The 19,484-nt window shown below is 60.2% G+C and carries 16 protein-coding genes and 2 tRNA genes; 4 read left to right on the top strand and 14 right to left on the bottom strand.

The genetic code is table 11. The features are described from left to right. Window positions 1-90: 90 nt before the first annotated feature. From dnaB to rnr, 7 genes are all read right to left on the bottom strand, one after another. On the bottom strand, window positions 91-1,488 hold the full coding sequence (gene dnaB, locus AC1RME_RS11290) for a replicative DNA helicase (protein ID WP_096819810.1): 1,398 nt from the start codon (window positions 1,486-1,488) through the stop codon (window positions 91-93). Between the two features lie 119 nt (window positions 1,489-1,607). Then, window positions 1,608-2,054: a 50S ribosomal protein L9 gene (rplI, locus tag AC1RME_RS11295; RefSeq protein ID WP_008078307.1), complete on the bottom strand. Its 447-nt coding sequence runs from the start codon at window positions 2,052-2,054 to the stop codon at window positions 1,608-1,610. A 19-nt stretch (window positions 2,055-2,073) separates the two neighbouring features. Further along, window positions 2,074-2,964: a YybS family protein gene (locus tag AC1RME_RS11300; RefSeq protein WP_096819811.1), complete on the bottom strand. Its 891-nt coding sequence runs from the start codon at window positions 2,962-2,964 to the stop codon at window positions 2,074-2,076. Between the two features lie 37 nt (window positions 2,965-3,001). Next, window positions 3,002-3,232, bottom strand: coding sequence for a 30S ribosomal protein S18 (gene rpsR, locus AC1RME_RS11305; protein ID WP_002551829.1), 231 nt, complete (start codon window positions 3,230-3,232; stop codon window positions 3,002-3,004). Window positions 3,233-3,260: 28 nt separating this feature from the next. Next, on the bottom strand, window positions 3,261-3,689 hold the full coding sequence (rpsF, locus tag AC1RME_RS11310; RefSeq protein WP_007950702.1) for a 30S ribosomal protein S6: 429 nt from the start codon (window positions 3,687-3,689) through the stop codon (window positions 3,261-3,263). A 309-nt stretch (window positions 3,690-3,998) separates the two neighbouring features. Further along, window positions 3,999-4,766 carry a 23S rRNA (guanosine(2251)-2'-O)-methyltransferase RlmB gene (gene rlmB, locus AC1RME_RS11315; protein WP_096819812.1) on the bottom strand — a complete coding sequence of 256 codons (768 nt, stop codon included), beginning with the start codon at window positions 4,764-4,766 and terminating at the stop codon, window positions 3,999-4,001. Beyond that, window positions 4,763-7,393: a ribonuclease R gene (gene rnr, locus AC1RME_RS11320; RefSeq protein WP_096819813.1), complete on the bottom strand. Its 2,631-nt coding sequence runs from the start codon at window positions 7,391-7,393 to the stop codon at window positions 4,763-4,765. Before rnr ends, rlmB begins: the two co-directional genes overlap by 4 nt. Window positions 7,394-7,618: 225 nt before the next feature. Here rnr and AC1RME_RS11325 point away from each other — a divergent pair. The 4 genes from AC1RME_RS11325 (at window position 7,619) to AC1RME_RS11340 (ending at window position 10,740) form a co-directional block, all read left to right on the top strand. Beyond that, a tRNA-Leu gene (locus AC1RME_RS11325) sits at window positions 7,619-7,705 on the top strand. A 180-nt stretch (window positions 7,706-7,885) separates the two neighbouring features. Beyond that, window positions 7,886-7,972, top strand: a tRNA-Leu gene (locus AC1RME_RS11330). 192 nt (window positions 7,973-8,164) lie between these two features. Continuing rightward, on the top strand, window positions 8,165-9,175 hold the full coding sequence (locus tag AC1RME_RS11335; RefSeq protein WP_096819814.1) for an iron ABC transporter substrate-binding protein: 1,011 nt from the start codon (window positions 8,165-8,167) through the stop codon (window positions 9,173-9,175). Continuing rightward, window positions 9,175-10,740, top strand: a complete 1,566-nt coding sequence (locus AC1RME_RS11340; protein WP_096819815.1) for an ABC transporter permease — start codon at window positions 9,175-9,177, stop codon at window positions 10,738-10,740. Before AC1RME_RS11335 ends, AC1RME_RS11340 begins: the two co-directional genes overlap by 1 nt. A gap of 43 nt (window positions 10,741-10,783) precedes the next feature. On the opposite strand, the gene AC1RME_RS11345 is transcribed toward AC1RME_RS11340, so the two are convergent. From AC1RME_RS11345 to hfq, 7 genes are all read right to left on the bottom strand, one after another. Next, window positions 10,784-12,718: a methyl-accepting chemotaxis protein gene (locus AC1RME_RS11345; RefSeq protein ID WP_096819816.1), complete on the bottom strand. Its 1,935-nt coding sequence runs from the start codon at window positions 12,716-12,718 to the stop codon at window positions 10,784-10,786. 140 nt (window positions 12,719-12,858) lie between these two features. Further along, entirely contained in the window at window positions 12,859-14,148 is a 1,290-nt protein-coding gene (locus AC1RME_RS11350; protein WP_085711159.1) for an adenylosuccinate synthase, read from the bottom strand. 54 nt (window positions 14,149-14,202) lie between these two features. Continuing rightward, the gene (locus AC1RME_RS11355; protein ID WP_085746509.1) at window positions 14,203-15,390 is read right to left on the bottom strand and encodes an ATP phosphoribosyltransferase regulatory subunit; all 1,188 of its coding nucleotides are present in this window, start codon (window positions 15,388-15,390) and stop codon (window positions 14,203-14,205) included. A 312-nt stretch (window positions 15,391-15,702) separates the two neighbouring features. Further along, window positions 15,703-16,572 carry a protease modulator HflC gene (gene hflC / locus AC1RME_RS11360; RefSeq protein WP_007950723.1) on the bottom strand — a complete coding sequence of 290 codons (870 nt, stop codon included), beginning with the start codon at window positions 16,570-16,572 and terminating at the stop codon, window positions 15,703-15,705. Further along, the gene (hflK, locus tag AC1RME_RS11365; RefSeq protein ID WP_085685164.1) at window positions 16,572-17,741 is read right to left on the bottom strand and encodes an FtsH protease activity modulator HflK; all 1,170 of its coding nucleotides are present in this window, start codon (window positions 17,739-17,741) and stop codon (window positions 16,572-16,574) included. Before hflK ends, hflC begins: the two co-directional genes overlap by 1 nt. A 96-nt stretch (window positions 17,742-17,837) precedes the next feature. Further along, window positions 17,838-19,139: a ribosome rescue GTPase HflX gene (hflX, locus tag AC1RME_RS11370; protein WP_096819817.1), complete on the bottom strand. Its 1,302-nt coding sequence runs from the start codon at window positions 19,137-19,139 to the stop codon at window positions 17,838-17,840. Window positions 19,140-19,151: 12 nt separating this feature from the next. After that, window positions 19,152-19,412 (bottom strand): RNA chaperone Hfq, encoded by a 261-nt coding sequence (gene hfq, locus AC1RME_RS11375; protein ID WP_007902656.1) that lies wholly within the window; start codon window positions 19,410-19,412, stop codon window positions 19,152-19,154. Window positions 19,413-19,484: the final 72 nt, after the last annotated feature.

Below are 19,484 nucleotides of genomic sequence, written 5' to 3' on the forward strand. Positions count from 1 at the left end.
AAAAATCGCGGGCGCGGAATATAGCACAAAAAATGACCAATTCCGACGGCTGTGGTCGGAAATATCAGGAGCTGTCAGACGAGGACGGACTTACTCGTCGTCGTCGAAGTTATAGCTGCCCGGCGCAAGGTTTTCGAAGCGTGTGTATTTGCCGATGAAGGCCAGACGGATGAAGCCGATCGGGCCGTTCCGCTGTTTGCCGATGATGATTTCGGCGATGCCCTTGTGTTCGGTTTCCGGGTGATAAACCTCGTCCCGGTACACGAACATGATGACGTCGGCGTCCTGCTCGATCGCTCCGGATTCCCGCAAGTCGGAGTTCACCGGACGCTTGTTGGGACGTTGTTCCAGGGAACGGTTGAGCTGCGACAGGGCAACCACGGGGCAGTTGAACTCCTTGGCCAGGGCTTTCAGGGATCGGGAGATCTCGGAAATCTCGTTGGTCCGGTTGTCACCGCTGGAGCCGGGAATCTGCATCAGCTGCAGGTAGTCGATCATGATCAGGCCGACATCGCCGTGCTCACGCACCAGACGCCGGGTCCGGGCGCGCATCTCCGACGGGCTGATACCGGCGGTGTCATCGATGAACAGCTTGCGGTCGTTGAGCAGGTTGACCGCCGAGGTCAGGCGTGGCCAGTCGTCGTCTTCCAGCTGACCGGAACGCACCTTGGTCTGGTCGATACGACCGAGGGACGAAAGCATACGCATGATCAGCGATTCACCTGGCATCTCGAGGGAGTAAACCAGAACCGCCTTTTCACTGCGTAGAACGGCGTTTTCCACCAGGTTCATCGCGAAGGTGGTCTTACCCATCGACGGACGGCCGGCGACGATGATCAGGTCGGACGGTTGCAGGCCGCTGGTCTTCTCGTCGAGGTCGGTGTAGCCGGTGGACAGGCCGGTGATCGCGTCGGCGGTGTTGAACAGGGTGTCGATGCGGTCGATGGCCTTGGTCAGCAATTCGTTGACGCCCACCGGGCCGCCGGTCTTCGGCCGCGCCTCGGCAATTGCGAAGATCTGCCGCTCGGCTTCGTCGAGGATCTCTTCGGCGGTACGGCCTTCAGGGTTGAAGGCGGCGTCGGCGATGTCGTTGCTGATACCGATCAACTGGCGCAACGTCGCACGCTGGCGGACGATTTGCGCATAAGCCTTGATGTTGGCGACGGACGGTGTGTTTTTCGCCAGTTCGACCAGATACCCAAGCCCCCCGACTTGCGAAGTCTGACCTTCCTTGTCCAGTTGCTCGGAAAGGGTCACGACGTCGATCGGCGAGTTCTGATCGGCGAGTTTGGCGATCGCACGGAAGATCAGACGGTGGTCATGCCGGTAGAAATCGCCGTCGGAGACTTGATCAAGCACGCGTTCCCAGGCGTTGTTGTCCAGCATCAGACCACCGAGTACAGCCTGTTCGGCCTCGATGGAATGCGGCGGCACCTTCAGGGATGCGGTTTGCAGATCGTATTGCTCGGGAGCGGAGATTTCGTTCATGGCCACTTTTTATTCAGGAAAAGCAGGGATTACAGAAAGACAAAGGGCACGACCTGTAAACAGGATCGTGCCCGATGTTAACCGTCTGACGGACAAGCCGCCAGCCGATCAGGTGTTGCTTAAGCTGCTACCACGACAACGCGTACGGTGGCTTCAACTTCGGCGTGCAGGTGCACAGCCACGTCGAATTCACCCACGTTGCGGATGGTGCCGTTCGGCAGACGAACTTCGCTTTTCGCAACTTCAACGCCGGAGGCGGTCAGTGCGTCAGCGATGTCGTGAGTACCGATCGAACCGAACAGCTTGCCTTCGTCGCCAGCGGTGGCAGTGATGGTCACTTCCAGCTCGGCCAGTTGGGCAGCACGGCTTTCAGCCGATGCTTTACGGTCTGCAGCAGCTTTTTCCAGCTCGGCACGACGCTCTTCGAACGCAGCAATGTTTGCTGGGGTCGCGGCGGTAGCCTTGCCGTAAGGCAGCAGGTAGTTACGACCGTAACCGGCCTTAACGTTCACTTTGTCACCCAGGTTGCCCAGGTTGGTGACTTTTTCCAGAAGGATCAGTTGCATGTGAAAATCCTCTTAACTTTTAACCTTCACCGTTCGCGCTATCGGTGTCTTTCGACACGTGACGACCGCGAAAATCAATCAGGCTGTCGACGATGGCCAAGACCACCAGTAACGGACCGAGCAAGTGCATGAAAGGCACGAGCGTCACGTATATCCCCACCAGCCAGAAACCGGCCAACCGCTTCTGCGCCACCAGCCCGTGAACCAAGGCCAGACCTGCGAAGAACAGCGGCACGCTGCACAACGGCAACAGGACCAAGGCATGCAGACCGAAGAACGGTGCCACACACATGACGGCCAGAAGCGACAGCGCAACGCTTTTCGGCAGTCGGATGGCGCGAAACTCGCGACCGAAACCGCCGGGGTTATACAACAACGCCTGCCAGTAGCGCCCAAGAATCAGGCACAGCACGCTAAAAACCTGCAACGACACCGCTGTCGAAATGATCGACAGTGGGACCGCCAATGCAGTGAGAATCGCTTTCTGGTCTGCCGAGAATTTCTCGTAGACCTCACCCATCGCCAGCGGCAAGACTTGTTCAAACGTCTGCGCCAGAGTCTCGGTGAAGGAACTGAATACAGTCCCCAGGCTCACGGCAATCAACAATCCCACGGCCACGCTGACCAGCAGCGCGCGATTCCAGGTGTGGCCGGCGCGTAAAACCAGCGCCAGACCGCAGGTCCCGAGCAACACAATCAGTGCCGTCGGATCTTTCAGGTAGTGCCAGCTCACTAACGCTGACAACACTCCCACACCCAGGACGCTCAAGGCGTCCGAACCGCGCCGCAGGAGCACAAGGCAACCTGCAGCGGCACTCAACCAGAACAACAGCGGCAATGCCGCAGATCCGGCCACGACCAGCGTGGCCTGCATACGCCCCCGCATGATGAATTCAGCTAAGGCACGCATGCATTCGATCCCTTACTTACTTGTCGACTACCCGGTCTCAGCGGCCGTGGCTGTCGGTGTAGGCCAGCAGGGCCAGGAAGCGGGCGCGCTTGATAGCGGTGGCCAGCTGACGCTGATAACGAGCTTTGGTACCGGTGATGCGGCTTGGAACGATTTTGCCGGTCTCGGATACGTAGGCTTTCAGAGTGTTGAGATCTTTGTAATCGATCTCCTTCACGTCTTCAGCGGTGAAGCGGCAGAATTTACGACGACGGAAGAAACGTGCCATTTGATAGGCTCCTTAAAAGGTCCGTGGATTACTCGTCAGCGTTATCGCTGTTGTCGCTGTCGCTATCGCTGTCATCGCCATCGGCGCTGCCATCGTGCTCAGGACGTTCGCGACGCTCACGGCGCTCACTGCGGTTTTCTTCAGCCTTGAGCATCTCGGACTGGCCGGTAACGGCTTCGTCGCGACGGATGACCAGGTTACGGATCACTGCATCGTTGTAGCGGAAGTTGTCTTCCAGCTCGGCCAGAGCCTTGCCAGTGCACTCAACGTTCAGCATCACGTAGTGAGCCTTGTGAACATTGTTGATTGCGTAGGCCAGTTGACGACGGCCCCAGTCTTCCAGACGGTGGATTTTGCCGCCGTCTTCTTCGATCAGCTTGGTGTAACGCTCAACCATGCCGCCGACTTGCTCGCTCTGGTCAGGGTGGACCAGAAAGATGATTTCGTAATGACGCATGAATGCTCCTTACGGGTTGTAGCCTGCCGCTCAAAAACGGTCAGACAAGGAGTGAATGACACTTATGGACTTGCCGGCGCGGGGCACATGCGTGCCTGCCGTCACAGCAAGGGGCGCAATTGTAGAGAAGGGACAGAAGAGGTGCAAGGCAATTGGTGATTATTTGAACAGCCACCAAAACTTCGCTCTGCCATAAAACGCTGCGGGAGCGCAGTCTGCTCGCGATTGGGTGAAACACTCAACAATGATGCCGAATGTAACTCCGCTTTCGCTAACAGACTCGCTCCCACATTTTGGACGGCTTAAGGCTTAAGGCTTCTTGGCAGCCGCCTTGGCCTTGGCCCCGCGCTGGCGCTGGGCCTCGAACAGGCACACGCCCGTCGCAACCGACACGTTGAGACTGCTGACGCTACCGGCCATCGGCAGGTTCACCAGGTAGTCGCAATGTTCACGGGTCAGGCGACGCATGCCTTTACCTTCGGCGCCCATGATCAGGATGGTCGGGCCGGTCAGGTCCTGGTCGTAGATGCTGACCTCGGCCTCACCCGCCGTGCCGACAACCCACAGCCCGCGCTGCTGGAGCTTTTCCAGGGTGCGTGCGAGGTTGGTGACGGCCACCAGCGGAATCACTTCCGCCGCACCGCAGGCCACTTTACGCACGACGGGCGTCAGGGTGGCCGATTTGTCTTTCGGCACGATGACCGCCAGCGCACCGGCAGCGTCCGCCGAACGCAGGCAGGCGCCAAGGTTGTGCGGATCGGTCACGCCGTCGAGCACCAGCAACAGCGGCGCACCTTCGGTGCGATCAAGCAGCTCGTCGAGCATCGCTTCGCCCCAGACCTGGCTTGGACTGACGTCCGCCACCACACCCTGATGCACGCCTTCGACCCAGGCATCCATTTCACGGCGCTCGGCCTGACCGATCTGGACCCGGTTTTCGTTGGCCAGCTCGATCAACGTCTGCACCCGCGGATCGTTGCGGCTTTCGGCCAGCCAGATCTGCTTGACGCGCTTAGGGTGGTGACGTAGCAACGCTTCTACCGCGTGAACGCCGTAGATTTTTTCCAACTGACTCATGACTTCGCCTTCGGTTTACGTGCCCCGCCGCTTCTGGCTGGAGCGGAACCCGCTTTTGGCGGGCCCTTGCGGTGTTTGCTCGGTTTGGCTGGTTTGCCGCCGGAGGCCTTTTCAGGCGCCGACCGCCCGGTCTTTCCCCCGGACGCCGCTTTACCACCGTTTTTGGCGTCGGCCAGCAAGGCCTTCTTCATTTCACGGCTTTTGCGCAGTTCGGCGTTTTTCGCCACGGCATCGCTCGGGCGATAAGCCTCGGCCACCTTTTCCTTGGCCGGACGACGGCTGGCGGTTTTTGCCGGAGCCTTTTCTTCCACAGCCTTGGCCGCTGGAGCAGCCGTTTCGGTGCCACGCTTCTTGCGGCCGATTGGCGCGCTGATGGTTTTTTCGGCCATCTCGAAGTCGATCTTGCGCTCGTCGAGATCGACGCGCATGACCCGCACTTCAACGGTATCGCCAAGACGGAAGCTGCGACCGGTGCGCTCGCCCGCCAGGCGGTGATGCACAGGGTCGAAGTGGTAGTAATCGCCCGGCAGCGCCGTAACGTGCACCAGACCTTCGACGTAGATATCGGTCAGCTCGACGAACAGGCCAAAACCGGTCACGGCAGTGATCACGCCCGGGAACGACTCGCCCACGCGATCCTTCATGAACTCGCACTTGAGCCAGTTCACCACATCGCGGGTTGCTTCGTCGGCACGGCGCTCGCTCATCGAGCACTGCTCGCCGAGCTGTTCCAGGGCCGCCTCGTCGTACGGATAGATACGCGCCTTCGGAATGGTCATCGCGCCGGCACGGCGAACGTGCGGGGTGTCCTGTTTCGAATGGATCACGCTGCGGATCGCCCGGTGCGTGAGCAAGTCCGGGTAACGGCGGATCGGCGAGGTGAAGTGGGTATAGGCTTCGTAATTCAGGCCGAAGTGGCCGTCGTTCTCGGCGCTGTACACCGCCTGGCTCAGGGAGCGCAGCATCACGGTCTGGATCAGGTGGAAATCCGGACGGTCCTTGATGCTGGCCAACAGGGCCTGATAGTCCTTCGGCGACGGGCCGTCCTTGCCTTTGTGCAGGGACAGACCAAGCTCGCCGAGGAATGCACGCAGTTTTTCCAGACGCTCCGGTGGCGGACCGTCGTGGACACGGTACAACGCAGGGATTTCGTGCTTTTTCAGGAATTCGGCGGTGGCCACGTTGGCCGCCAGCATGCATTCCTCGATCAGCTTGTGAGCATCGTTACGGGTGGTCGGGCGGATTTCGGCAATCTTGCGCTCGGAACCGAAGATGATCCGGGTTTCCTGCGTTTCGAAATCGATCGCGCCACGTACGTGACGGGCAGCCAGCAATACCTTGTACAGCGCGTAGAGCTGTTTCAGGTGCGGCAGGACGTCGGTGTATTCGCCGCGAAGCTTGCGACCTTCAGTCGCTTTCGGCGTTTCCAGCATCGCGCTGACCTTGTTGTAGGTCAGGCGGGCGTGGGAGTGGATCACCGCCTCATAGAAGCAATAGTCGGTCATTTCGCCGGACTTGGAGATGGTCATCTCACAAACCATGGCCAGACGATCGACGTGCGGGTTCAGCGAGCACAGGCCGTTGGACAGCTGCTCCGGCAGCATCGGCACCACGCGCTCGGGGAAGTACACCGAGTTGCCGCGAACCTGGGCTTCGTTGTCCAGAGCCGAGCCGATCTTCACGTAGCTGGAAACGTCGGCAATCGCCACGTACAACTTCCAGCCGCCGGAGAACAGGCGCAGTTTGCCTGGCTTGGATTCGCAGTAGACCGCGTCATCGAAGTCGCGGGCATCTTCGCCGTCGATGGTGACGAACGGCAGATGACGCAGGTCGACGCGCTTCTCTTTGTCTTTCTCTTCGACTTCCGGCTTGAGCTTGCCGGCTTCCTTCAGAACGGCCTCAGGCCAGACGTGCGGAATGTCGTAGGTGCGCAGGGCGACATCGATTTCCATGCCCGGCGCCATGTAGTTGCCGACGACTTCGACCACATCGCCTTGCGGCTGGAAGCGCGGAGTCGGCCAGTGGGTGATTTTCACCTCGACGAACTGACCGATCTGGGCGTTGGCGTTGCGGCCCGGGGTGACCAGCACTTCCTGCTGGATCTTCGGATTGTCCGCGACGACGAAGCCGATGCCGCCTTCTTCGAAATAGCGGCCGACGATGCTTTCGTGGGCACGGGACACCACTTCGACAATCACGCCTTCGCGGCGACCGCGACGGTCCAGGCCGGAAACACGGGCCAGGGCACGGTCGCCATCGAACACCAGACGCATCTGCGCCGGGCTCATGAACAAGTCGTCGGAACCGTCATCCGGCACCAGGAAGCCGAAGCCGTCGCGGTGACCGCTGATGCGACCGAGGATCAGGTCGAGCTTGTCCACCGGCGCATAAGTGCCACGACGGGTGTAGATCAGTTGAGCGTCGCGCTCCATGGCGCGCAGGCGGCGGCGCAGGGCTTCGATCTGGTCTTCTGTGGTCAGACCAAATTCTTCGACCAGTTGCTCGCGGGCAGCAGGCGAACCCCGATCAGCAAGGTGCTGAAGGATCAGTTCGCGGCTGGGAATAGGGTTTTCATATTTTTCCGCTTCACGAGCGGCCTCGGGATCGAGGGACTGCCAATCGGCCATTAGAGAGTTTTCACCTTGTCTATATGCGGGTTAGTTTGGCATAGGCGCCATCAAACGGGAAATTTCCAACTCTATAAGGCGCGTCTTGAGCCTTGTATCGACGTCTGAAAGGCGTTTTGAACACCGCTGGTAAAAAAAACCATTTTTTTTGCTGGCAGGGGTTTACAGTTAAAAAGACGCTCCGTATAGTGCGCGCCATCGACGACGTACACACGTTGCCGAGATGCCCAGATGGTGAAATTGGTAGACACGCCAGCTTCAGGTGCTGGTGACCTTACGGTCGTGGAAGTTCGAGTCTTCTTCTGGGCACCAATTTCGAGTTTGAGACTAGATCAGTTTCAAGACTCACACAAAAACCCGCGAAAGCGGGTTTTTTGCATTCTAAGCCGTCATTTTCTTAAAACTGATTTATTAAAATCAAATCAGGGGTTTACAGATCAAAAGACGCTCCGTATAGTGCGCCACATCAACAGCGGCAACGCTGAAGATGAAGCCCAGATGGTGAAATTGGTAGACACGCCAGCTTCAGGTGCTGGTGACCTTACGGTCGTGGAAGTTCGAGTCTTCTTCTGGGCACCAATTCAAATTCAAGGTCACGATCTTGAATCTCACAAAAACCCGCGAAAGCGGGTTTTTGCGTTTCCGGGGTTTGGAAAAGCCCGAGACACAGCACCTACCAGACACACCCTCTCCCCGCAAGGAGCATTTGAGAAACGATATCGTTTATCATTGTTGCAAGTTTTTGCAATGCGACAGTGAGGAACCCTGCGAATGATGTTTCGAAATACCCTGCGCCGCGGCTTGACCTTCACCCTGCTCGGCCTGGCGCTCGCCACTCCCCTCACCCAGGCTGCCGACGCGGTTTCCCTGACGCTCTACAACGGTCAACACAAGGAAGTCGGCGATGCGATCGCAAAAGCCTTCGAAGCCAAGACCGGCATTCACGTCAATGTACGCAAGGGCAGCAGCAACCAGCTCGCCAGCCAGATCATCGAAGAAGGCGACCGCTCCCCCGCCGACGTCATCTACACCGAAGAATCCCCACCGCTGAACAACCTCGGCGAACAAGGCCTGCTGGCCAAGGCCGACGATGCAACCCTGGCCGTTCTGCCAAAAGAATACGTCGCCGGCAACGGCACCTGGATCGGCGTCACCGCCCGGGTTCGCGTGGTGGCCTTCAACCCGAAACTGGTCGATGAAAAGGACCTGCCGAAATCGGTCCTGGATTTCGCCGACCCACAATGGCAAGGCAAGGTCGGTTTCGTGCCCACCAGCGGCGCGTTTCAGGAACAGGCCGTCGCCATCATCAAAAAGCACGGTCGCGAAGCCGCCGAAGAATGGCTGACCGGCCTGCGCGCCTTCGGCAAGACCTACAGCAACAACATGGTCGCCCTCAAGGCTGTGGAAAACGGCGAAGTCGCCACCGTACTGGTGAACAACTACTACTGGTTCGCCCTGCAACGGGAGAAAGGCAAGCTCGACTCCAAACTGCATTACTTCACCGGCGGCGATGTGGGCGGTTTGATTACCGTCTCCAGCGCAGCCGTGCTGAAATCCAGCAAGCATCCAAAAGAAGCCCAGCAGTTCCTCGCGTACATGGCCAGCGAAGAAGGCCAGCGTGTGATCACCCAGACGACTGCCGAGTATCCGCTGCACAAAGGCATGGAGTCGGATCGCGGCCTCAAGCCTTTCAGTGAACTGGAAGCGCCGGACGTCACGCCCGCCGACCTGGGCAATGCCGAAGAAGCGCTGGACCTGGAACGCGAAGTTGGCCTGAACTGATGACCGCATCGCTATCCGCCTCCGCCGCTCGCGGGGGTTACGTGCCACGCCGCAAGCGGCCATCGATCTGGCTGGTGCTGCCGGTGTTGCTGCTGGTGGTCATGAGTCTGCTGCCGCTGGCCTACGTCGGGCTCAAAGCCTGGCAGGCCGGCTGGAGCGAAGCGCTGCACTTGCTGTGGCGCCCCTACGTGTTCGGCCTGCTGCGCAACACGCTAGCGCTGATGGTTGGCGTAACCGTAACTTGTGGCGTGATCGGCCTGTCGCTGGCCTGGCTGCTGGAGCGCAGCAATCTGCCGGGCCGGCGCCTGTGGGGCGTGATTCTATGCTTGCCGTTCGCGGTGCCGGCCTTCGTCAGCAGCTTTACCTGGGTTTCACTCAGCGCGCAGTTCGAAGGGCTCGGCGGGGCGATTCTGGTGATGAGCCTGTCTAAATACCCGCTGATCTTCCTGCCGGTGGCAGCCACGCTGCGCAATCTCGATCCGTCCCTTGAAGAGTCCGCCCGAACGCTGGGGCAGAATCGCTGGGGCGTGTTTTTCCGCGTCACCCTGCCGCTGCTCTGGCCGTCTTTGCTGGCGGGCTCATTATTGATTGCGCTGCACATGTTGGTGGAATTCGGCGCACTGTCGATCATTGGTCTGCAAACCTTCACTACCGCGATCTATCAGCAATTCGAACTGGAATTCAGCAATGCCAACGCGGCGATGCTGTCTGCGGTGCTGCTGGCGCTGTGCCTGATGCTGTTGTGGCTGGAACTGCGGGTGCGCGGCAAGGGCCGTCATGTGCGTACCGGCCAAGGGGCTGCGCGTCGCGCCGAGCAAGTGCAATTGGGACCGTGGGCCGCTGCGGGTCAGCTGTACTGCCTGATGCTGGCGATTGTCGGCAGCGGGATTCCACTGGGGATGCTGGCGTACTGGCTCGCCGTGGGATCGTCAGCGGCGTTTCCGGTTGCAGCGATCACTGAAGCTTTGCTGTCTTCATTGGCGCTGTCTCTGGGTGGCGCAGGATTGTGTCTGGTGCTGGCGGTGCCGGTCGGGTTGCTGGTCGTACGTTACAAAGGCCAATTGGCGATCTGGGCCGAGCGCCTGCCTTATCTGCTGCACGCGCTGCCGGGGCTGGTGATCGCCCTGACACTGGTGTATTTCGCCCTGCATTACGTGCCGGCGCTGTACCAGACTTCCGCGCTGTTGCTGATCGCTTATGCGCTGCTGTTTCTGCCACTGGCTCAAGCGCCGATCCGCACGGCGCTGAACAAGGCAGCACCACAACTGGAAGAGGCCGCCCGCACACTGGGCGCGTCTTCGTTCACCGCGTTTTGCCGCGTGACTTTACCGATCATCTTCCCGGCACTGGGCGCGGCGTTTGCGCTGGTGTTTCTGGATGCCATGAAGGAACTGACGGCGACGCTACTGCTGAGTCCGACCGGGCTCAACACCTTGGCGACCGAAGTCTGGGCACACACCGCGAACGTCGAATTTGCCGCGGCAGCGCCTTACGCAGCGTTGTTGATTGTGGTGTCGGGCTTGCCCGTCTACCTGCTGACAACCCGGATGTATTTGAGCCGATAAAAAAATCGCAGCCGAAGCTGCGATTTTTTTTGCCCGCAATATATCAAGCCCGGAACTGACCCAGACTGGCCTTGAGCTGCGCCGCCAGCCCGTCCAGCACCTTGCCGCTGGCCGTTGTTTCGACCACCGCCTGAGCGGCTTTCTCGGCCTGGGCATGAATCGTCTCGACGCGCCCACGCACAGCCTGCGCGCCCTGCGCCTGATGCGCCGCGGCCTGAGTCGCCAGGCCAATCGCCGCATGCACCTGCTCGACCGACGCCTGCACCGACTGCTGCAGTCGCGCGCTGTCACGCAGCACCAGCAAACCTTCGCTGGCCTGGCGCCCGGCCTGCCCGATCGCCTCAACCGCCTCACGAGCGCCCTGCTGCAAGGCCACGATGTGCGCCTGGATGTCGCCAGTGGAGCTTTGGGTCTTGCTCGCCAGCGCACGGACTTCATCCGCCACCACCGCAAACCCTCGCCCCGTCTCACCAGCTCTGGCCGCTTCGATGGCGGCGTTGAGCGCCAGCAGGTTGGTCTGCTCGGCGATGCCGTGAATCACGGTCAACACCACTTCGATCTGCTCACTTTGCTGCGCCAGGCGCTCGATGACTTTGGCGCCGGTATCGACCTGCCCTGCCAGCGCCTCGATCAGGCTGCCGACCTTGGCCGACGTGCGGGTGTTCTCGTCGGTGGCCTGGCGAATATCCACCACCTGCTTCAGCGCCGCCTGCATCGCATGGCTTTCCGACTGCGCCTCATCGGCCATTTGCGACAGCGCGCGCAAGCTCTCGGCGACTTCATCACGCTGCATCCCGGCCGCCGCGTCGGCACCGGCATTGCGCAACGTCATCGCGCCGATTTCCACGCCGGTACGCTGAGCCACATCCCCGGCCTCGCGCACGATCGGTTGCAACTTATCCACAAAGCGGTTGACCGCCGAAGCCATGTCGCCGATTTCGTCTTTGCTGTTGATCTGCACACGTTTGGTCAGATCGCCCTCACCCGCCGCGAGATCATCCATGGCGGCGTTGAGCATCTTCAAGCGGTTGACCACACGGTGACCGAGCACCACGGCCAGCAGCAACAGCACGCCGGCACCAACCAGCGCCAGGCCCATGCCGATACGCCAGCGCAGTGTCGCGGCGGCGTCCTGCACGGTGCTGGTGGTGTTGGCTTTCATCTCCGCAGCGGTGGACTGCGCCGATTGCAAGCGCGCGCGCATGGCCGTGGCGCTGTCGGCGGCCGCGCCCTTGAGGCTGTCGCCGACCAGTTGATCGCTGCTGGCGATCAGCGCCGAGAAGCGTTGATCGAGCGCCGCCAGATCGGCATCCACCGAGGCCGTCGAGACGCCCATCAGCACCTTGCCGATTTCGACTCCGTTGGGATTGATCGACGCTTCGAGGTAATAGACCGAGGGATCGTTCTTCGCCGCATCCAGCACTTTATCCAGCGCCCGCTCACCCTGGCCTTTTTCCAAAAGGGCCTTGTTGATCGGGTTTTCGCGGTTGAGATAGCGGGTCAGATGCTGGCCGGTGGCGTCGTCGTAAACCACGAACAGCACGTTGGGATTGCGCTGGGCTCGGCGGGCGAATTCGGACAGGGTCGGCACGTCGCTGTCCCACATGGCGCGAGGCGCTACGGACGCGAGCAACTGGGCCATGTCGTTGGCCGAGTCCTTCAGGTCTTTTTCCAGGGTCGCACGCAGTTGTGCCTGCTCGTCCTTCAGACGCGAGGACAGGCCTGCAGTCAGCCGCTGACGAGTGTTGGTGGACAAGGTATCGAGGCTCGACGTGACCTCACGCCCGGCCTGCTCCAGCTCGCCGGACAGCTTCTGACTGTCGACGCCCAGGCGAGCACCGAGATCGGCTTCCAGCGCGGTGACGGTGCTCCGCGTCAGGGCGACGGCCACCAACACTTGCACCAAAAGGGCGATACCTAGGGTAACGAATACGGGCCGCAACAAACGGCTTTGTAACAGTGAGAGAACGGCCGACACTGTGAATCCCTCTACTTCTGACGCCATTAATTTGATGGCACTCTTGTAGACAGATTCACAGCAAAGGTCATGCCGTCCAACAGGCATAAACGACAAAGGCCCCGATGAAGGGGCCTTTGTGTTTTTACATCAACGACTTATCAAGCGAACGGATGACGCAGAACGATGGTTTCGTTGCGGTCCGGGCCCGTCGAAATAATGTCGATCGGCGCGCCGATCAACTCTTCAACGCGTTTGATGTAGGCACGAGCGTTGGCCGGCAGCTCTTCCAGGGTCTTGGCGCCCACGGTCGATTCGGTCCAGCCCGGCACTTCTTCGTACACAGGCTGCAGGCCCACGTAGCTGTCAGCGTCAGTCGGCGCAACAGCGTTGCCTTGCGCGTCTTTGTAGCCGGTGCAGATGTTGATGGTTTCCAGACCGTCGAGTACGTCCAGCTTGGTCAGGCAGATGCCCGAGATGCTGTTCACATCGATAGCGCGACGCAGGATAACGGCGTCGAACCAGCCGCAACGACGGGCACGGCCGGTGGTAGCACCGAACTCGTGACCTTGTTTGGCCAGGTGTGCTCCGACTTCGTCGAACAGCTCAGTCGGGAATGGACCCGAACCTACGCGAGTGGTGTAAGCCTTGGTGATGCCCAGGATGTAGTCCAGGAACATCGGGCCAACGCCCGAACCGGTCGCCACGCCACCAGCGGTGGTGTTGGAGCTGGTCACGTACGGGTAGGTACCGTGGTCGATGTCGAGCAACGAACCTTGGGCGCCTTCGAACATGATGTCTTTGCCGGCGCGACGCAGGTCGTGCAGCTCGGCAGTAACGTCCAGCATCAGCGGCTTGAGCAGCTCAGCGTATTCCTTGCACTCGGCCAGGGTCTTTTCGAACTCGATGGCAGGCTCTTTGTAGTAACCAACCAGCATGAAGTTGTGGTAGTCCACCAGTTCACGCAGCTTGTCTTCAAAGCGCGGCATGTTGAGCAGGTCGCCAACACGCAGGCCACGACGTGCAACCTTGTCTTCGTACGCCGGGCCGATGCCGCGACCGGTCGTACCGATCTTCAGCTCGCCACGGGCCTTTTCACGGGCCTGGTCCAGCGCCACGTGGAAGGACAGGATCAGCGGGCAGGACGGGCTGATACGCAGGCGCTCGCGCACCGGTACGCCTTTCTCTTCCAGCTTGGTGATCTCGCGCAGCAGGGCGTCGGGTGCAACCACCACGCCGTTGCCGATCAGGCACTGCACGCCTTCGCGCAGCACGCCCGACGGGATCAGGTGCAGGACGGTTTTTTCACCGTCGATCACCAGCGTGTGGCCAGCGTTGTGGCCACCTTGGTAGCGCACTACGGCGGCAGCATGTTCGGTCAGCAGATCAACGATCTTGCCTTTGCCCTCATCACCCCATTGGGTGCCCAGGACTACGACATTCTTACCCATAACACTTGTCCTCATTCGCGCAAACTTGGTGCCGGCGGTGGCCGGCAGGAAAACTCAAGAAGCCAGTGGCGATACTTGCCAAAGCCCGTTCTGCTGGATCAATTGCCGGTCGCAGTCCGCATCACGGGCGGCGGCCAAAGGTTGTCCAGGCAACGCCTGAACGACACGCTGACCCTCACTGCGCAACTGGCAAACCTGCTGCCAGAGTGCCGCATCCGTACTGTCAGGCATCCAGATACCGCCAGACGGTAGCTCGATCTCAGCACGCCCCAGGGTCACCAGGGTTTTCAAATCGGTGGAAAAGCCGGTGGCCGGACGGGCGCGACCGAAGTCAGCGCCGATGTCGTCGTAACGACCGCCCTGAGCGATGGACTGGCCAACACCCGGCACGAACACCGCGAACACCACACCCGTGTGGTAGTGGTAACCGCGCAACTCGCCCAGATCGAAGTACAGCGGCAGCTCCGGGAAGCGCGCCGACAGCCGCTCGGCGATCGCCAGCAAATCTTCCAGCGCGGCCAGTACCGGCGCCGGCGCATTGGCCAGACGCTCACGGGCAGCGCTCAATACTTCACGGCCGCCGCACAGGTCGACCAGCGCACGCAGCATGCCGGACAGATCGGCCGGCAGGCCTTCGGTCAAGGTAATGACCTCGTCGATAGCCTTGCGTTGCAACGCATCGAACAACTGCTGCTCGACCTCACCCGACAGACCGGCCGCCTGGGCCAGACCGCGGTAGATGCCGACATGCCCCAGGTCCATGTGCACGTCCGGCACATCGGCCAGTTGCAGCATGGCCAGCATCAGGCTGATGACTTCAACGTCGCTGCTCGGGCTCGCATCGCCGTACAACTCGGCGCCCAACTGGATCGGGCTGCGCGAGGACGACAAGGCACGCGGCTGGGCATGCAGCACGCTGCCGGCGTAGCACAGACGGCTCGGGCCTTCACGACGCAGGGTGTGCGCATCGATGCGCGCCACTTGCGGCGTGATGTCGGCACGGAACCCCATCTGCCGGCCCGATTGCGGGTCGATGACCTTGAAGGTACGCAGATCCAGGTCCTGGCCCGCGCCGGTCAGCAGGGATTCCAGGTACTCGATATGAGGAGTCACGACAAACTCGTAACCCCAGCTCTGGAACAGATCCAACACCTGACGACGCGCGACTTCAATGCGCGCCGCTTCCGGTGGCAGTACTTCTTCGATGCCATCTGGCAGCAGCCAGCGGTCTACCGTTGCCATTACGCCATTCCCCTTAGATCCGGGCGGCCAGCCCGAGGGCGAGCCTTGAGTGAAGCAGAAAATGACCGGCCCGTTCAAAACGCACGCGCATGAACGACGCGGCGAAAGGCCTGTTACCGGCTTCGCCCATCACTTTCCTCGAAAAACTGTCGGGTCATTCAACCCGTCTTCTGCAACAAAAACAGCAATCAAACGTGCAGACGCAAAAAAGCCGGGAATTTCCCGGCTGCCGCATCATACACACGTTTTCCCAAAGGATCACCCCGCCCGAGGTTTTAGCCGCCGGGCGGAATGATTCAGGTCAACGTCGTATCAAGGCTTGGACTTTTCCAGGTAACGGAAGAAGTCGCTGCTTGGGTCGAGGACCAAGACGTCGGATTTGTTCGCGAAGCTTTCACGGTAGGCACGCAGGCTACGGTAGAAACCGTAGAACTCCTGATCCTGGCCGTAGGCCTTGGAGTAGATCGCAGCAGCCTGGGCGTCACCGTCACCGCGAATCTCTTCGGATTCACGATAGGCTTCAGCCAGCAGCACGCGGCGTTGACGATCGGCGTCGGCACGGATGCCTTCGGCCAGCTCGTTACCCTTGGCGCGGTGCTCGCGAGCTTCACGCTCACGCTCGGTGCTCATACGTTCGAACACACTGCGGTTCACTTCTTTCGGCAGATCGATGGCCTTGACCCGGACATCGACCACTTCGATACCCAGCTCTTTTTCCGCCATCTTGTTCAACGACGCCGTGATATCGGCCATCAGCGCATCGCGCTCACCGGACACCACTTCGTGCAGGGTACGTTTACCGAACTGGTCACGCAGGCCCGATTCCAGACGACGGGACAGACGCTCGTCGGCGATCTGCTTGAGGCCGGAAGTCGCGGTGTAGAAGCGCTCGGCATCCTTCACGCGCCACTTGGCGTAGGCATCGACCATCACGGCTTTCTTTTCCAGCGTCAGGAAGCGTTGTGTCGGTGCATCCAGCGTCATCAGACGTGCGTCGAATTTACGCACCTGGTTAACGTAAGGCACCTTCACATGCAGACCAGGCTGAACATCGGCCTGAACCACACGACCGAACTGCAGCAACACCGCACGCTCGGTCTGAGCCACGATGTAGAAGCAGTTCCAGCCAACCAGTACCACAACAACGCCAACGATCAGGGCGATCAGCGATTTATTGCTCATCAGCGGGTCTCCCTTGTGCGCGACTGCGGCAGGTCAGTGACATGCGGCGTGACGTCCGTGTTGTTGCTGGCGGCAGCCGAGCCGGTGACCGGTGCATTGCTGCCCGAACTGTTCTGAATCATTTTGTCCAGCGGCAGGTAAAGCAGGTTGCTCTGGCCGTTCTTGTTACCGGTCACGAGTACCTTGCTGGTGCTGCTGAAGACTTCCTGCATGGTGTCCAGGTACAGACGCTGACGCGTGACCTCGGGCGCCTTGCGATACTCGGCAACCAGCTTGGTGAAGCGATCTGCCTCACCCTTGGCGCGCGAGACCGTTTCGTCGCGGTAGCCGTTGGCATCTTCGAGGATGCGCTGGGCCTGACCACGGGCTTCCGGCACCACGCCATTGGCGTAGGTTTCAGCCTGGTTGCGCGAACGCTGCTCGTCTTCACGGGCGCGGATCACGTCATCGAAGGCTTCCTGCACTTCACGCGGTGCGGCTGCGCTCTGTACGTTGACCTGGGTGACGGTGATACCGGTGCGATAGGTATCGAGGAAACGTTGCAGACGCTCCTTGATCTCGCTGGCCATCAGCTCACGACCTTCGGTCAGCACCTGGTCCATCGCGGTGGAACCCACCACATGGCGCAGCGCACTGTCGGTCGCATGTTGCAGGCTGATTTCCGGCTGGTCGACGTTCAGCACGAAGTCCTGCAGGTTGCTGATCTTGTACTGCACGGTCAGCGGCACTTCGACGATGTTCTCGTCTTCGGTCAGCATCTGGCCCTGCTTGGTGTAGGCACGCTCACGCGTGACGTTTTCCATGTACTTCTTGTCGATCGGCGGGAAATAGATGTTCAGGCCCGGGCCGACGGTCTCGTAGTACTTGCCGAAGCGCAGCACCACGGCTTGCTCCTGCTCGTCCACCACGTACACCGCGCTGTACAGCCACACGGCCGCCAGCACGACGAGGCCGATGCCGAGCAGGCCGCCGAAGCCGCCACTCTTGCCCGAACCACCGCCATCGTCACCCCGTTTCTTACCACCACCGAACAACCCGTTCAGGCTTTCCTGCAGCTTTCGGAAGGCCTCGTCGAGATCTGGTGGTCCCTTGCGGTCGCCGTTATTGCGGCGCTTGCCACCCCAAGGATCCTGATTGTTCGAGTTGCCACCCGGCTCATTCCAAGCCATAGCGCTCTCCATCTGATAAAGCAAAGACGCACCCACGGCGCGCCGACCAATGCTACAGAATGCCTGCCGTTGCGGCACAACCGCTTTTTCAGGCTTTTATTGCAAAGTGTGTTGCTCGATGAACTCCGTCGGCACAACGCCTTCACGACTGACCAGTCGATTGAGCTCCGAGCGTGGCAATCGAATGGCCAGCAAGCTGACACCTTCTTCGTCGTATTCTTCTTTCTGTACCGCGCCCAGCTCGAAGAACTGTGCACGCAGACGCGCAAACCGCTGGGGCAAACGCAAGGTTCCGACAAACAAATCACTGCCCAGCAATTCGGCAATGGCTTGCTCAAGCAATTCCAGACCAGTGCCATCCCGCGCCGACAGCCAGACCCGTTGAGGCCTGCCGTTTTCGTCGCGCTGGATTTGTGGCTCAACGCCTTCAAGCAAATCGAGTTTGTTATAGACCTCGAGGATCGGCAAGTCCTGGGCACCAATCTCGCCCAGCACCACCATCACCTGCTCGATCTGCAACATGCGATCCGGTTCGGCCGCATCGATCACGTGCAACAGCAGGTCGGAATTGCTCGACTCTTCGAGCGTAGACCGAAATGCCTCGACCAGCTTGTGCGGCAAATGACGAATGAAACCCACGGTGTCGGCCAGGACAATCGGCCCCAGGTCGTCCAGTTCCAGACGGCGCAGGGTCGGGTCCAGCGTGGCGAACAACTGGTCCGCCGCGTACACGTCGGATTTCGTCACGTTATTGAAGAGCGTGGATTTGCCGGCGTTGGTATAGCCCACCAAAGACACGGTTGGGATATCCGCACGCGAGCGGCCGCGACGCGACTGTTCGCGCTGGCTGCGCACTTTTTCCAGCCGCCCCTTGATCTGGCGCAGGCGAACCCGCAGCAGTCGCCGGTCGGTTTCGAGCTGGGTTTCACCCGGACCGCGCATGCCGATACCGCCACCCTGACGCTCAAGGTGAGTCCAGCCGCGAACCAGCCGGGTGCTCATGTGGTCAAGCTGGGCCAGTTCGACCTGGAGCTTGCCTTCATGGGTACGGGCGCGCTGGGCGAAAATATCGAGAATCAGACCGGTACGGTCGATCACGCGACACTCGAAAACACGTTCGAGGTTACGTTCCTGACTGGGCGTGAGGACGTGATTGAAGATCACCAGATCGGCTTCTTCGGCGTGGACCAGGTCGCGCAGTTCCTCGACCTTGCCGCTGCCAATCAGGAATTTGGCCGTTGGCCGATGACGCGGCACGTTAAAAAACGCAACGGTCTCGGCGCCGGCCGAATTTGCCAACTCCTGAAACTCCTGCGGATCTTCGCGCGCCTCAGGGTCCTGTCCATCCAAGTGAACGAGGATGACTCGCTCACCACCACCGTGGCGCTCAAAGAACAAAGGAGACTCCTATCAGGCGTTACCTGGCTCAGCGTCACCTGCTTCGGATTCGGTTGCGCTTGGCAGACGAATTGGACGAACCGGCACGACTGTAGAGATAGCGTGTTTGTAAACCATCTGGCTGACGGTGTTCTTCAGCAGGATAACGAACTGGTCGAACGACTCGATCGTGCCTTGCAGTTTGATACCGTTGACCAGGTAGATGGAAACCCCAACTTTCTCTTTACGTAAAGTATTCAAGTAAGGGTCTTGTAGCGAATGCCCTTTTGACATGTGCCGCACTCCTTTAAGGATTCAATATAAAAAATAGGTAATCAGATGGCTTTTGCCGCCACACCCCCAAGG

It is taken from the genome of Pseudomonas sp. GW822-FHT03F08 (assembly GCF_058801265.1).

Bases quoted from the DNA above. Each gene is read 5' to 3' on its own strand.
- dnaB (WP_096819810.1), bottom strand. From the start codon at position 1,488: ATGAACGAAATCTCCGCTCCCGAGCAATACGATCTGCAAACCGCATCC.
- hfq (WP_007902656.1), bottom strand. From the start codon at position 19,412: ATGTCAAAAGGGCATTCGCTACAAGACCCTTACTTGAATACTTTACGT.
- rnr (WP_096819813.1), bottom strand. From the start codon at position 7,393: ATGGCCGATTGGCAGTCCCTCGATCCCGAGGCCGCTCGTGAAGCGGAA.
- AC1RME_RS11300 (WP_096819811.1), bottom strand. From the start codon at position 2,964: ATGCGTGCCTTAGCTGAATTCATCATGCGGGGGCGTATGCAGGCCACG.
- rplI (WP_008078307.1), bottom strand. From the start codon at position 2,054: ATGCAACTGATCCTTCTGGAAAAAGTCACCAACCTGGGCAACCTGGGT.
- rlmB (WP_096819812.1), bottom strand. From the start codon at position 4,766: ATGAGTCAGTTGGAAAAAATCTACGGCGTTCACGCGGTAGAAGCGTTG.
- rpsR (WP_002551829.1), bottom strand. From the start codon at position 3,232: ATGGCACGTTTCTTCCGTCGTCGTAAATTCTGCCGCTTCACCGCTGAA.
- hflK (WP_085685164.1), bottom strand. From the start codon at position 17,741: ATGGCTTGGAATGAGCCGGGTGGCAACTCGAACAATCAGGATCCTTGG.
- hflC (WP_007950723.1), bottom strand. From the start codon at position 16,572: ATGAGCAATAAATCGCTGATCGCCCTGATCGTTGGCGTTGTTGTGGTA.
- AC1RME_RS11335 (WP_096819814.1), top strand. From the start codon at position 8,165: ATGATGTTTCGAAATACCCTGCGCCGCGGCTTGACCTTCACCCTGCTC.
- AC1RME_RS11340 (WP_096819815.1), top strand. From the start codon at position 9,175: ATGACCGCATCGCTATCCGCCTCCGCCGCTCGCGGGGGTTACGTGCCA.
- rpsF (WP_007950702.1), bottom strand. From the start codon at position 3,689: ATGCGTCATTACGAAATCATCTTTCTGGTCCACCCTGACCAGAGCGAG.
- AC1RME_RS11350 (WP_085711159.1), bottom strand. From the start codon at position 14,148: ATGGGTAAGAATGTCGTAGTCCTGGGCACCCAATGGGGTGATGAGGGC.
- AC1RME_RS11355 (WP_085746509.1), bottom strand. From the start codon at position 15,390: ATGGCAACGGTAGACCGCTGGCTGCTGCCAGATGGCATCGAAGAAGTA.